Source organism: Sphingomonas sp. SUN019 (assembly GCF_024758705.1).
In the GTDB taxonomy this organism is placed as follows: domain Bacteria; phylum Pseudomonadota; class Alphaproteobacteria; order Sphingomonadales; family Sphingomonadaceae; genus Sphingomonas.
In genome coordinates, this window is record NZ_CP096971.1 from 1412509 (window position 1) to 1426312 (window position 13804).

Genomic DNA, 13804 nt, shown 5'->3' on the forward strand with positions numbered 1-13804 from the left:
CTTGGCAAACGACTTCGGGCCGGTCGACCTGACCAATTGCGATCGCGAACCGATCCATATCCTGGGCGCGATCCAGCCGATCGGATTCCTGCTGGCGCTGACCGCGGACTGGATGATCGCCCGCGCGTCGGCAAACGTCGCCACGTTCGTCGGCAAGACGCCCGACGAGCTGATCGGCGCACCGATCGGCGAGGTCTTCGCCGGGTCGGCGATCCACGACTTGCGAAACCGGGCGGCGATGCTGCGCGGGGCGGATGCGATCGAGCGGCTGTTCGATTGCGTGTTGATTGCGGGCGGAACGCCGTTCGACGTCGCGATCCACCTTTCGGGCGGGCAAGTGGTGATCGAGGCCGAACCGTCGTCGGGCGAACATGGCGACGCGACCGGCATGGTGCGGTCGATGATCACCCGGCTGGACCAATGCGAGGACATGCCGACGTTTTTCCGCGAAGGCGCACGACAGGTGCGCGCGCTGATCGGGTTCGATCGCGTGATGGTCTATCGCTTCGCCGCCGACGGATCGGGCGAAGTCGTGGCCGAAGCCGCCAAGCCCGGCATCGGCAAGTTCATGGGGCTGCGCTATCCCGCCAGCGACATTCCGGTACAGGCGCGCGAACTGTACAAGCGCAACCTGCTGCGAATCATCGCCGACGTGAACGCCGTACCGGTGCCGATCGTCCCCGCGCGCAACGAGGCGGGCCAGCCGCTGGACCTTTCATTGTCGCTGCTGCGGGCGGTATCGCCCATTCACATCGAATATCTGAAGAACATGGGCGTCGGCGCGTCGCTGTCGATCTCGATCCTGGTCGAGGGGAAATTGTGGGGGCTGTTCGCCTGCCACCATTATTCGGCGCATTGCCCGAGCTTCGAACGGCGATCGGTGAGCGAATTGTTCGCGCAGATGTTCGCGATGCGGCTGGAAAGCCGTGAACGGCAGGCGACGGTCGAATTCGAACGGCGCGCGCGCGATATCTCGGATCAGTTGCTGGGTGCGGTCGCGTCGGACGAGACGCTGCTGAAGGATCCGGACTGGCTGGGCGACATCCTGACGCACGCGATCGCGGCCGACGGCGTCGGCGTGTGGATCGCGGGCAATTACGCCTTTTCGGGTGTGACGCCACCGACCGAAGATTTCCGCCGCATCATCCGCGCGCTGAATGGCACCGCGGCGGGCAAGGTCTATGCGACCGACAATATCGCATCGATCGTGCCGGGGGCTGAGAGTTTCGCGGAGTCCGCCGCAGGGATGCTGGCGATCCCGATTTCGCGCTCCCCGCGCGATTACGTCGTGCTGTTCCGGTCCGAATTGGTCCGGTCGGTGCGCTGGGCGGGCGATCCGCACAAGCCGGTCGATTATGGCCCGAATGGCCCGCGGCTGACCCCGCGCGAAAGCTTCGCCGAATGGAAGGAACTGGTGCAGGGCCGATCGCTGCCGTTCACCGCGTCCGAACTACGCGTCGCCGAAACGTTGCGCGCGACGCTGATCGAGGTCGTGTTGCGGCTGGCGGACGAGGCGTCGGCCGAGCGCCAGCAGGCGAGCGCACGGCAGGAATTGCTGATCGCCGAGTTGAACCACCGCGTGCGCAACATCCTGGGCGTAATCCGCGGGCTGATCCGCCAGTCGCAGCCGAGCGAGCCGGCAGTGAAAGATTTCGTCAAGGTCGTCGACGGGCGCATCCATTCGCTGGCGCGCGCGCACAACCAGATTACCGACGATCACTGGGGGCCGGCCCCGATGCAGGCGCTGATCGACGCCGAAGCCGCGGCATTCGTCGACGAGCGCGAGCGCGTGGTGTCCGAAGGCGTGCCGGTGATGCTGAACCCACAAGCCTATTCGACGATGGCGCTGGTGGTGCACGAACTGGTCACCAATTCGACCAAATACGGCAGCCTGTCGGTGCCCGGCGGGCATGTGAAGATCAGCTGGGAACGCAATCCGGCGGGCGATCTGGTGCTGACATGGTGCGAACATGGCGGCCCGCCGGTGAAGGCGCCGACGCGCAAGGGATTCGGCACGACGATCATCGACCGGTCAGTGCCCTATGATCTCGGCGGATCGGCGAACGTCGAGTACAATCCAGACGGCGTCGAGGCGCAATTCCGCATTCCTGCGCGCCACGTGTCCGAAGCGCGCAATGTCACCGGCCCCGCGATCAAATATCCCCGGCCAGCGAAGGGGCACCCGCAAACGCCGCCGCCGCGGATGCTGGCGGGGCGCGACGTCCTGCTGGTCGAGGACAGCCTGATCATCGCGCTGGATGCGGAGGACATCATTACGCGATTGGGCGCGGAGACGATCGCGACCGCCGCCACGGTGGACGCAGCGCTGGATGCGATCGAAAACCAGCGCCCCACCGTCGCGATGCTCGACATCAACCTAGGCGACCGCAACAGTTTCGCGATCGCGGACCGGCTGATGGACCTGAACGTGCCGTTCCTGTTCGCAACCGGATATGGCGAACAGGCGCAACTGCCGATAGACCACCGCGGGCGTACGGTGGTGCAGAAGCCCTATACGCTGGAAAACGTCGCGCGCGCGATCGAGGAGCTGCTGGGGATGCGGGAAGAGGTTGGATAGCCGATCGCCGCGTCACCCGCTAACGCTGCACTTCCCTTTTCGCGGCCATTCCGCTAGGGAGACTTACTTGTGGTGCCTCGCGCTTGTGGTTGCGCACTGTGCCGCCCCCCAGAGCCCGCCCGCTCAGAGCTGTTGAGATACCCATGTCCTTTGATACTTTGCCCCCCTCGCTCGGCGAGGCGCTGTCCGCGCGTGGCTATACCGATTTCACCCCCGTCCAGTCGGCGGTCATCGCCGACGATGCGCACGGCCGCGACCTGTTGGTGTCGGCGCAGACCGGTTCGGGCAAGACCGTCGCGTTCGGACTGGCGATGGGCGACGAACTGCTGACCGGTGGTGGCGCGCCGCCGCCGGGACTGCCGATGGCGCTGGTGATCGCACCGACGCGCGAACTGGCGTTGCAGGTCGCGAAGGAGCTGGCGTGGCTATACGCGGGCGCAGGCGCGCGGATCGCGACGTGCGTTGGCGGGATGGACGCCAGCCGCGAGCGGCGTTCGCTGAGCCAGGGCACGCATATCGTCGTCGGCACGCCGGGGCGGTTGAAGGATCATCTGGAGCGCGGTGCGCTTGATCTGTCGTCGCTGAGGGTCGCGGTGCTCGATGAGGCCGACGAGATGCTCGACATGGGCTTCCGCGAGGATCTGGAGACGTTGCTCGACGCGACGCCGAAGGAACGGCGCACGATGCTGTTCTCCGCCACGATGCCGCAGCCGATCGTGCGGCTGGCCCGGACGTATCAGCGCGATGCGCTGCGCATTTCGACCGTTGGCGAGGATCGCGGGCATGGCGACATCACCTATCGTGCGGTGACCGTCGCGCCGTCCGACATCGAGCACGCGGTCATCAATTTGCTGCGCTTCTACGAGGCGGAAACCGCGATGCTGTTCTGCGCAACGCGCGACAATGTGCGGCATCTGCACGCGAGTCTCGTCGAGCGTGGCTTCGGCGCGGTGGCGCTGTCGGGCGAGCATAGCCAGAACGAACGCAATGCGGCGTTGCAGGCGTTGCGTGACCGGCGCGCGCGCGTATGCGTGGCGACCGACGTCGCCTCGCGCGGGATCGATCTGCCTAGCCTCTCACTGGTCGTCCATGTCGAGATGCCGCGCGATGCCGAGGTGTTGCAGCATCGTTCGGGCCGTACCGGGCGGGCGGGCAAGAAGGGCACGGCGGTGCTGATCGTCCCCTATCCACGCCGTCGCCGGGTCGAGGGGATGCTGCGCGGGGCGAAGATCGCGGCGGAATGGGCGGGTGTGCCGACTGCGGAAGATATTCGCGCGAAGGACCGCGAACGGTTGCTGGCGACGTTGCTCGCGCCGGTAGAGATCGACGAGGACGACGCCGCGCTGGCCGAGCAGTTGTTAGCGCAGAAGACCCCGCAGGAGATCGCCGCAGCACTGGTCCATGCGCACCGTGCGTCGATGCCTGCGCCGGAGGAGATGATCGACCGGTCGCCTGCGCAGGGCCAGGGTGCAGGCGCGCCGCAGGCCGAGCGCGGCGCGCATCGTCCCGGCTTCGACGACATCGCGTGGTTCCGCATGAACATCGGCCGGCGGCAGAATGCCGATCCGCGCTGGGTGCTGCCGCTAATCTGTCGTCGCGGGCACGTGACCAAAAACGAGATCGGCGCGATCCGCATCGGCCAGACCGAAACGCAGTTCCAGATTCCCCGCGCGATCGCCGCGCGCTTTGCAGCAGCGGTGAAGGCGACCGCCAATGCCGAGGGCGAGGACGAGAATGGCGTGATGATCGAACCGATGCAGGGTGCTCCCGCACCGCTGACCCGCGCCAATGGCGGCGGCGGTGAGCGTCCGCACGCCGGACCGCGCAAAGCCCCCTATCGCGCCAAGCCCACCGGCGCGCCGCGTGGTCCCCGGCCACAGGGTGCCCGTCCGCGGGGATGAACGTCTCGCGCCGCATCCTGGTCGACGCCGACGCCTGCCCGGTCAAGGACGAGATCTACCGCGTGGCGTGGCGGCTGGAGGTGCCGGTCGTCATCGTCGCGAACAGCCATTTCCGCATCCCCGTGCATCCGTTGGTGACGCGGCAGGTGGTGAGCGACGCGTTCGACGCCGCGGACGACTGGATCGCCGAACAGGCCGGGCCGGGAACGATAGTAGTGACCGCGGACATATTGCTCGCCGATCGCTGCCTGAAGGCGGGCGCGATCGTATTGTCTTCGACCGGCCGCGAGTTCACGACGGCGTCGATCGGCGCCGCGATCGCGACGCGCGCTATCATGGCCGATCTGCGCGCTGGCGGGGATCAGCTTGGCGGACCTGCGGCGTTCAGAAAGGCTGACCGGTCCCGGTTCCTGCAGGCGCTGGATACCGCGCTGGTGCGGCTGCGATAGGCCGCCAGCGCCTTATGGCGCTGGCGGCCTATCGCATCAAAGCCCCACGATCCCGCCGTCGTCCTTGGTAATCACGATCGTCGCGGAGCGTGGACGGCTGGTGCCGGCCTGGCCCGATTGCGACGCCGGCCAGCTCGACGTGATGTTCGCCGGGCTGCCGCCTTCACCGGGATGCTGGATGTTGATGAAGAGCGATTTGCCGTCCGGCGTCGAGGTGATGCCGGTGATCTCGCATTCCTTCGGGCCGACCAGGAAGCGCTTCAGCGTCGCGCCCGGTGCCTTGCCGACACGCGCGGTGGCGGTCCCGGTCGCGCCGCCGATCGTGTTGGTGATGGCCTTGGTGCCCCCATCGCCGACGCGGCCGGGTATGGCGGCCAGCATCATGCAGTTGGTGACGTCGGTGTACGCGCCGTCGTCGGTTTGGATCCACATGATCGGCGCGCTTTGCCCGCCGACGTTGCTTGGCAGGCTGAACCACAGGCCGTCGGGTGAGGAGAAATCGTTGCTCGCGTCCAGCCCCGACAGGTTGATGTTGGTCGCATCCAGGTCCGAGCCCGAACCGAAGGCGTACACATCCCAGGTGAAGCTGAGCGCCTCGGTCGTGTCGCCCGCTTCGCGGATGCGGATGATGTGACCGTTGGCGTTGCCGGTCGTCGCGCCGCTGGTGACCTTCGGATCGACATAGGCGCGCGGGTTGGCGGCATCGGTGTTCGCCACCGTACGCGAACTGTTGTTGGTCAGCGTACAATACATCTCGCCGTTCGCCGGATTGACCGCGGTCCATTCCGGACGATCCATCCGCGTCGCGCCCAGCGCATCGCCCGCCAGTCGCGCGTTGATCAGCACGTCGGCCTGGTCCGCAAAGGCATAGGCCGCATTCGCAGCCGTCAGCGGCCCCTGCCCGAAGACCAGCGGGAGCCACGTGCCCGTCCCGTCGGCGGCGAACCTGGCGACGTAGAGCGTGCCGGAATTGAGGTATTTGTCGCCGGTCGCAAGTCGGTCGCTCGCGCTGGCGTCTGCCGCCGACCACGGCGTGGCGGAGACAAACTTGTAGATATATTCGTTCTGCGCGTCGTCGCCCATGTAGAACGCCGGTTTCACGCCCGCGATCGTGCGGCCGGGTTCGCAGCCCTCGTGGTTCATCCGGCCGAGCGCAGTGCGCTTGCGCGGCGTAGAGGCGGGGTCATAGGGATCGATCTCCACCACCCAGCCGAACTGGAACGGCTCGTTGCGGAAATCGGCGGTACCGTCGGCGGCGAGCGTCGCGTCGGCGGTGGCGTTCCAGCGGCGGAAGGTCGTGTCGCCCGCGGTCGTCGCAACCGCGGTCGACCAGCCGTAATTGCCGGTGCGCGCCTCGGGGATGCCATATCGCGCCAGGCTGACGTTCTGCTTTGCGTTGCCCGCAGCGGTGCGGACCGCGGCGTCGCCCACGTCGCGGCGGAAATAGCCCGCCCAATTCTCCTCGTTGGTCGCATAGGTGCGCCACGGGAGGTAGCCGTTCGCACAGTTATTGATCGTGCCGCGGCCCGCGGTCGCGTCCGCCGAATAGGCCGTGCGCAGTCCCGCGGCTCCACGCACCGGGCCGCTGAACGCCATCACCGTATTCGGCGTGACGCGGCGGTTGAGCGCCGAGGTCTGGTTGTAGGTCCAGCCGCCCGAGCCGCGCGTGACCTCGATCACCGAAACGCCGTGGCATTCGATCTCCTTCAACGCCTCCGCCGCGGGACGCACGCCCGCAGTCGGCCCGTTGGCGTGGAGATACCCTTGTGTGATGTTCTCGTGGTTGAGCACTAGCACGCCGCGGCTGTTGTTCGAATCGGGCGTATTGCCGCTGGCGGCGAGGCCGAAGAAACTCATTCCGTCATGGTGATCGCCCGCCCGCTTAAAGAAAGTGTCGTCGCGGCCGTCGTTGGCGTACGCGCTGACGCCTGCGGCGATCGGATCGCCGAGGCGATACAGGACGGTCACCGAATAGCCCGCGGGCACCGTGACGATGTCGTTGCGGTTCTTCGCCACTGCCGCGAAATCGAGCGTCGCGGGCGCGATCGTCACCGTCGTATCGGCAAACTGGCTCGGGCCGTCAGGACTGGTGCCGGTGAAGCGGAACACGAAAGCGGTGCTCGCTGCCACGGCGGGTGCAGTGAAGCTGGCGTTAGCGGTGTTGGCGTTTGCCAGGGTCACCGCCGGGCCGCTGACCTGCGTCCAGCCGACCGTCGTGGCGTTCGTGCTGGCGATGCCCGTCAGCGTCACGGTCTTGCCCGCGGTGGTGTTTAGCGTCTGCCCGGCCGACACCGTGACCGCCTGCGGCCCCTGCCCGTCGTCGCCGCAACCCGCCAGCAGCACGCCGCCAAACGCCGCGGTCGTCATCGCGGTCAACCCGCCCATCAGCGTTTGGCGGCGCGAATAACGCGACGAGATCATGTCGTTCAGGTGCGGATTGCTGCTTCGGTTGGTGTCGATATCGCCATCGTCATAGCTGAGCGTCGCGTCGAGAATCGTCATATTGCCCCCCGGTATCCGGTCCGTCGTTGGGCAAGCTGTGGCGGGTGCGCGTGACGCCTGCGTTGCGTGCGCGTGGCAGTCCGATGGCAGTGACGTGACGGTTCGGAGACTCGTGACTTCGGTTGACCTTTGCGCACAATCCGCTAATGACCCGCGCTTGTTCGCCCGCCCTTGGGTTGGCGAACGCCGTCCGAGACAGTGGGTGCGCCGGGTTTGCCGTCGCTTAATTTCCCGCCGAGACGGGGACAGGATTTCGCGCGCTCGTTTCGACGGGCGTCCGTTCGCCGATTCGTATCGGCAAGCCATTCCCCATCGCTGGACACCCGGAGGCACGGTTTCGTGCGTCCGGTTTGTAACCGGGATCGCCGCCCCGCGGTGATCTCAAAACGTGGAGAATGGCATGGATCGTGCGCAGAAGACCGCGGCCGTCGCCGAGCTGAATCGTAACTTTGCCGAAGTTGGCGTGGTGGTCGTCACCCGCAACCTCGGCCTGACCGTCGCACAGTCCACTGTGCTGCGGAACAAGATGCGTGACGCCGGCGCCAGCTACAAGGTCTCGAAGAACAAGCTTGCCAGGATCGCGCTCGACGGGACCGACTATGGATCGATCAGCGACATGCTGACCGGCCCGATCGGCCTCGCAACCTCGACCGACCCGGTCGCAGCCGCCAAGGTTGCGGTCGAATTCGCGAAGACGAACGACAAGTTCGAAATCGTGGGTGGGGCGATGGGCGCGACCGCGCTCGACGTGGAGGGCGTGAAGGCGCTCGCCACTCTGCCGTCGCTGGACGAACTGCGTGCCAAGATCGTCGGTCTCCTCGTGGCGCCCGCCACGAAGATCGCCACGATCACGCAGGCCCCCGCGGCGCAACTCGCGCGCGTGCTTTCGGCCTATGCCGAGAAGGAAGCAGCCTGATTGCAGCTTGTCCCTAGGGACAACCGCATTTGAACTTATCGATACGAATGGAGAATACACATGGCAGACCTAAACGCGCTGGTTGACAGCCTGAGCGCACTGACCGTCCTCGAAGCCGCCGAGCTGTCGAAGATGCTCGAAGAGAAGTGGGGCGTTTCGGCCGCAGCAGCGGTTGCAGCACCTGCGGCTGGCGGCGGCGGCGCAGCCGCTCCGGCAGCTGAAGAGCAGACCGAGTTCGACGTGATCCTGACCGGCGACGGCGGCAAGAAGATCAACGTCATCAAGGAAGTCCGTGCGATCACCGCGCTCGGCCTGACCGAAGCCAAGACGCTGGTCGAATCGGCTCCCAAGGCCGTCAAGGAAGGCGTCAACAAGGAAGAGGCCGAGAAGATCAAGGCGCAGCTGGAAGCCGCCGGCGCAACCGTCGAGATCAAGTAAGCCGCAGCGGGCACGCGGGCTGGCAACGCCAGTCCGCGAGACCCGCAAGGCCGGCCGGCGCAGGCGAAAGCCCGCGACCGACGTGATCGGCTTCGCCGATCACCGCCAAGAAAAAGGGCGGTCCCAGCAACGGGGCCGCCCTTTTTTCATCTGATCCTCCCCTGCAAGGGGAGGTGGCAGGCGAAGCCTGACGGAGGGGTGTTGCGCTATCAATAGGGGTGACACCCCTCCGGCGCTGCGCGCCACCTCCCCTTGCAGGGGAGGATTTCGGTAGTGCCTACCGCCGCACCGCGTGCGGCCGCACCCCGATGTTGTCGTACATCCGCGGCGGCTGATCCAGCCAGAACGGCCCGAGCTTCTCCGACCCCGCACGTTCGACGCCCAGCGCATACGCCGCCATCGCCTGGCGTTCGCCATCGGGGCCAGACTCGATCGCGCGGACCGCGACGACGGGGACGAACATCGGACGTTCCCCCGCCTGCAGCACGGTGATCGCGTCGCGCGCCATCGTGCTGAGCGTGCGGACGGTCTTTTCCGCGCCCGGCACGAGATCGAATGCGGGCGTGAACAGGCGTTCGATCGGCCCGCTGAACAGGGCGGCGAGCGCGGCGTCCTGGCCCGGCTGCGCGCTGGTCAGGCGGATTTCGACGCGGATGTTGCGCAGCGGCTCCGCGCCATCGTTGCGCAGCACGACCGAGACATCGGCGGTGGCGGTGATCAGGTTGATCCCGGCGCGCCGGACGCTCGGCGCTTCGATCGTCAGCGACGACGGCAGCACCACCGGGGCGGACGGCGGGGGCGGCGTTAGAAAGCGCGGAGCTGATGCGGCGGCCGGGGTTGGAGCTTCCGGCATTGCGGGTGGCAGCGGTTCGGGTTCCGGCTTCGGCGCGACGTAGACGACCGGCTCTTCCCACGCGTCCTCGGCGCGGCGGCGGCGAAGGAACATCACGCCGCCGATCAACACCGCCATACCGACCAGCGCGGCGGGAATCAGCCAGATGGGAAACCCGCCTTCCGGTGGCGGCGTCGTTGCAGCGGTCGGCATGGCCGCAGGCGTCTCGACTGGAGCCGGTGCGATTTCAGCAGGCGCAACGGCTGAGGCTTCAGCCGGGGTCGGAGCCGTCGCTGGCACAGTAGCGGCGGGCAATGGTGCGCGTCTCGCGACCGGCGCGCGCGGCGTCGGGGTTGCGCTCGGCCGCAACGTCGGCAGCGTGATCGCCGCGGCGCTGGGGCTCGGCCGGGGCGTCGGCGTCGGCGTCGGCCGCGGTGTAACGCTCGGGGTTACCGAGACCGGCGGCACCAGCGGCGGCGGGCCGGGCGTGGGGGTCGGCGTCGGGGTGGGCTGCGACGCGGGCAGGCTGAAATTGCCGAGCCCCGGAATCGTCCCCGGCGCATCCTGAGCGGCAACCGGCAATGAAAGAGCCGCAAGACAGACGCCGCCCACCAGCCGCGCGAAATTCACGTTACGCATCACCGACGCCAAGCCCAACCCGGTCCGACCGTCAAGGCTTCGCCTGCGGCTGACCGGTCGCGACGACCGGCAGCCACACCGCGCTCGCCGCAGCCCCGCCACGCTCCAGCGTGACCGTCGCCTTGCGATAGTCCTGCGGTTTGGCGAGGAAGATGTTCGGCACGAAGGTCTGCGGATTGCGATCGTAGAGCGGGAACAGCGACGACTGCACCTGCACCATGATGCGGTGGCCGGGCTGGAACACATGGTTCACGGTCGGCAGACGGAATTTGTAGCGCTGCGTCTTGCCCGCGGGGATCGCGGTCGGTTTTTCGAAACTGTTGCGATACCGGCCGCGGAAGATGTCAAGGCTGACGGCGAGCTGGTATCCGCCCATCTTCGGCGTGTTCGCGACCTCGTCCGGATAGACGTCGATCACCTTCACGACGAAATCGCCGTCGCTGCCGGTCGTCTTCGCAAAGATGTCCGCGATCGGCGCGCCCGATACGCGCACCGCCTCGGTCAGCGGCGGGGTCTGGTACGTCATCACGTCGGGGCGGCCGTCGGCGTGGCGCTGATCGCTGACCAGCCATGCACCCCAGCGGCCGTCGCCGAAATTCACCGGGCGCGACAGATGCGGGACGGGCTTGGCGGGATCGGCGACATAACTGTCGCCGCCCTTCGCGCTGGTGCCGAAACCGAGACCGCCCTCGGCCTGTAGGTAGATCGGCTTCAACGGCGCGTCGCAGCCCGTCTCACAGGCGAGCGGCCAGTTGGACAATTTGTCCCAATGATTCTCGCCGGTGTTGTAGATCAGCGCCTGCGGCGGCGTGAACGCGGGGCGGCCATCGCGCAGATACTGGTCGAAGAACGGGAACAGATATTGTTCGCGCCACTGCGCCCCGGTGTCGCCGTCGAACTTCAAATCGCCCAGCGCCGATCCGTCGTAATTCGCCCCGCTATGCCGCCACGGCCCCATGACGAGGAAGTTGCTGGCCCCCTTGCCTTTCGCCTTCAGCGCCTCCCACGTGGTGATCGCGCCGTACATATCCTCCTGGTCCCACAGCCCCTGTTCCCACATCGTCGGGACATTCGACGGGTTCGCGGCGAGCAGCTTGTCGAGCGCCTGCCCCTGCCAGAAGGAATCGTACGCCGGGTGCGACTGGAACCGCCGCCAGTACGGCAGCTGGTCGTAGCCTGATTTCTTCGCCCAATCCCCGGCAGAGCCCACGCGGCGGAACTGTTCGTAATCGTCGTAGATGCCCGACGGCGGCTCCTTGCCCTCGCCCTTGTAGCCGGTCTGCGAACCGAGCCAGCCGATGTTGGCCAGCCGGAACGCGCCATAGTGGAACCAGTCGTCGCCCATCCAGCCGTCGATCATCGGGCTTTCGGGTGCGGTCACCTTCAGCGCGGGGTGCGGGTTGAGCAGCGCCATGACGACGGTGAAACCTTCGTAGCTCGATCCGAGCATCCCGACGCGGCCGTTGCTTTCGGGCAGGTTCGCCTTCTTCACCAGCCAGTCGATCGTGTCGTACGCGTCGGTGGTGTGGTCGGTCTTCGTCGGGTTCAGCGGGCCGACGACCGGGCGTGTGACGACGTAGTCACCCTCCGACCCGTATTTGCCGCGAATGTCCTGGAAGATGCGGATGTAGCCCGCGCGCACGAACGGTTCGTCGGCCTGTGGCAGCGCGGAGATCATGTGCGGGCTGTCCATGCGGCTGACGCGCCCGCTGGCATTGTATGGCGTGCGGGTCAGCAGGATCGGGGCGTTCGTCGCATTCTTCGGCACGATGATGACGGTGTGCAGCTTCACCCCGTCGCGCATCGGGATCATCACCTCGCGCTTCACATAGTCGTAGGCGTCGGTCGGGGGCGTGAACTTCGCGGGGATGTCGCCCGCAAGTGCAGATGCCTGTTGCGCGGCGACGGGTCCAGAAACGGGCACGACCGCGATCAGCGCGGCGCAGGTGAGCAGGAACGTCTTACGCATCAGGACACGACCCTTCGGAACAGCAAGCGCAATCGCTTACGCCCGTCATGTGGCTGCGATCAACAAACGAAAAGGCCCGCCCCTTTTCAGGGACGGGCTTTCCCGGGTCGCGTATCGCTCCCCGGTTCGGATCAGATGCGGACGGGGTCGCGGTAGAGTTGCGCGCTCACGTCCTCGCGAAGCAGACGTCCTTCCAGGTCGATCGGCTGGATCGTCGTGCCGTCCTCGGCCAGACCACCGACCAGGAATGCCGCGGAGGTGCGGCCCTCGCTGCCGTCCGGCAGGCGATAGCGCGCATCGGCGACCACCACCGGCTGGAACGTACCGCCCTCGGGAAGCGAAGCGCGGGTCATGGCGAGCGTCGCGTCGACGCGCGTCCCCTCGCCCGCCGCGATCGTCTGCGGCGTAACGGTATCGTCGCCCTTGACCAGCATCTGATCGAGGTCGCCGTCATTTCCCGCAGGAAGCATGAAAGTCGAGATGCGGACATCCTCCGCCACCATGTTGCCCGCATTGGCGACGGTCAGTTCGATCTCGACGAGCGCTTCGTCCGCACTGGTGCCGGCACGGACCGGACGCATCGCGAATTCCAGCCACGGACGGTCGCCGACCGTGTCGGCGGCGGTCAGCGCGGCGACGTCGTCCTTGTGCGCGGTTTCGATCGACGCATCTTCAGCGGCGACCGGCGCCACATCGCTGACGTCCGCAGCGATCGGGGCCACCGCCGCGGCTGCAACGACCGGAGCGACCGGAGCGGAGCGAATCGGCTCCTGCACGATCGGACGCTCGATCACCGGTTCGCGATGCACCACCGGTTCGGCGGCGAGCGGTGGGGTCGCCCATTCGTCCTCCACCGCGGCCTTGCGACGGCGCGCCATCAGGAACCACACGCCACCGACGACGATCAGCAGCGCCAGCAACGCCAGCGGCCACATCGGCGGGCCGGGTTCGGCGGCCGGAGTCGGCTCGGCGGCCTGTTCCTGCGGCTGCTCGGCCGCCGCGGTCGTGTTGCCAACCTCAGTAACCGCATTCGGATCCTCGACGGGGACAGGCGGGGTCTGCGCCGGCACGTTCTGGGCCTCGGGCGGCGGAGGGGGCGGCGGGGGTGGCGGAGGCGGCGCTGGTTCCGGGTTTGACGGCGCGTTGGTGCGCCTGACCGCGCCGCTCGGCGTGATCGCGGCCCGGCGGGCGGACCGAGCCTGGGGGCGCCGCTCGGCGTCCTCGGCAGCGGCCTGCGCGGCGGCTTCGGGATTCACCGGCGTGGCGCTTTCGCCCGAACCCGTCGACGGCGGCGGTGCGGTGGCGGTGACCGGCGGCGGGGTGACCGGCGCCGCCTGCTCCGCAGGTGCGGCGACTTGCGCCAAGACGGGGGTGGAAACGAGCGCGGCGGCTGACAGCATCAGGGCGGCGCGGACGGGAAGTCTCTCCTGTTTCATATCGCCTCAACAACGAATATGGTGAAACGGTTCCGCGTTCAGAGCCTTGGGGGGCGGTTGACGCTTTCCAACACGGCTCCTATATCGCGTCCCTCACCACAGTTTCGGGAAATGACGCGCCGTCGCGCAGCGTGTCGTACGAAT

General features: G+C 67.3%; 10 protein-coding genes. 6 read left to right on the plus strand and 4 right to left on the minus strand.

Annotated features, from left to right (window positions below; genetic code table 11):
- The first annotated feature begins 1 nt into the window (after nt 1).
- From M0208_RS06910 to M0208_RS06920, 3 genes are all read left to right on the plus strand, one after another.
- Nucleotides 2-2578, plus strand: coding sequence for an HWE histidine kinase domain-containing protein (locus M0208_RS06910; RefSeq protein WP_258890986.1), 2577 nt, complete (start codon nt 2-4; stop codon nt 2576-2578).
- Between the two features lie 143 nt (nt 2579-2721).
- Nucleotides 2722-4479, plus strand: coding sequence for a DEAD/DEAH box helicase (locus M0208_RS06915; RefSeq protein WP_258890987.1), 1758 nt, complete (start codon nt 2722-2724; stop codon nt 4477-4479).
- Nucleotides 4476-4928, plus strand: a complete 453-nt coding sequence (locus M0208_RS06920; RefSeq protein ID WP_258890988.1) for a YaiI/YqxD family protein — start codon at nt 4476-4478, stop codon at nt 4926-4928. Before M0208_RS06915 ends, M0208_RS06920 begins: the two co-directional genes overlap by 4 nt.
- 36 nt (nt 4929-4964) lie before the next feature.
- On the opposite strand, the gene M0208_RS06925 is transcribed toward M0208_RS06920, so the two are convergent.
- The gene (locus M0208_RS06925) at nt 4965-7430 is read right to left on the minus strand and encodes a PhoX family phosphatase (protein WP_258890989.1); all 2466 of its coding nucleotides are present in this window, start codon (nt 7428-7430) and stop codon (nt 4965-4967) included.
- A gap of 400 nt (nt 7431-7830) precedes the next feature.
- Between M0208_RS06925 and rplJ the strand changes: the two genes are divergently transcribed.
- Both rplJ and rplL read left to right on the plus strand, forming a co-directional pair.
- Entirely contained in the window at nt 7831-8346 is a 516-nt protein-coding gene (gene rplJ / locus M0208_RS06930) for a 50S ribosomal protein L10 (RefSeq protein ID WP_258890990.1), read from the plus strand.
- A 60-nt stretch (nt 8347-8406) separates the two neighbouring features.
- Entirely contained in the window at nt 8407-8784 is a 378-nt protein-coding gene (gene rplL / locus M0208_RS06935; protein ID WP_258890991.1) for a 50S ribosomal protein L7/L12, read from the plus strand.
- A gap of 277 nt (nt 8785-9061) precedes the next feature.
- Here the strand turns inward: rplL and M0208_RS06940 are convergent, their stop codons facing one another.
- Entirely contained in the window at nt 9062-9829 is a 768-nt protein-coding gene (locus tag M0208_RS06940) for a hypothetical protein (protein WP_258890992.1), read from the minus strand.
- Between M0208_RS06940 and M0208_RS06945 the strand changes: the two genes are divergently transcribed.
- On the plus strand, nt 9828-10184 hold the full coding sequence (locus M0208_RS06945; protein WP_258890993.1) for a hypothetical protein: 357 nt from the start codon (nt 9828-9830) through the stop codon (nt 10182-10184). The genes M0208_RS06940 and M0208_RS06945 overlap by 2 nt on opposite strands.
- A 102-nt stretch (nt 10185-10286) precedes the next feature.
- Here the strand turns inward: M0208_RS06945 and M0208_RS06950 are convergent, their stop codons facing one another.
- Both M0208_RS06950 and M0208_RS06955 read right to left on the minus strand, forming a co-directional pair.
- Nucleotides 10287-12224: a CocE/NonD family hydrolase gene (locus tag M0208_RS06950; RefSeq protein WP_258890994.1), complete on the minus strand. Its 1938-nt coding sequence runs from the start codon at nt 12222-12224 to the stop codon at nt 10287-10289.
- Between the two features lie 131 nt (nt 12225-12355).
- Nucleotides 12356-13660: a hypothetical protein gene (locus tag M0208_RS06955; RefSeq protein WP_258890995.1), complete on the minus strand. Its 1305-nt coding sequence runs from the start codon at nt 13658-13660 to the stop codon at nt 12356-12358.
- Between the last annotated feature and the right edge of the window lie 144 nt (nt 13661-13804).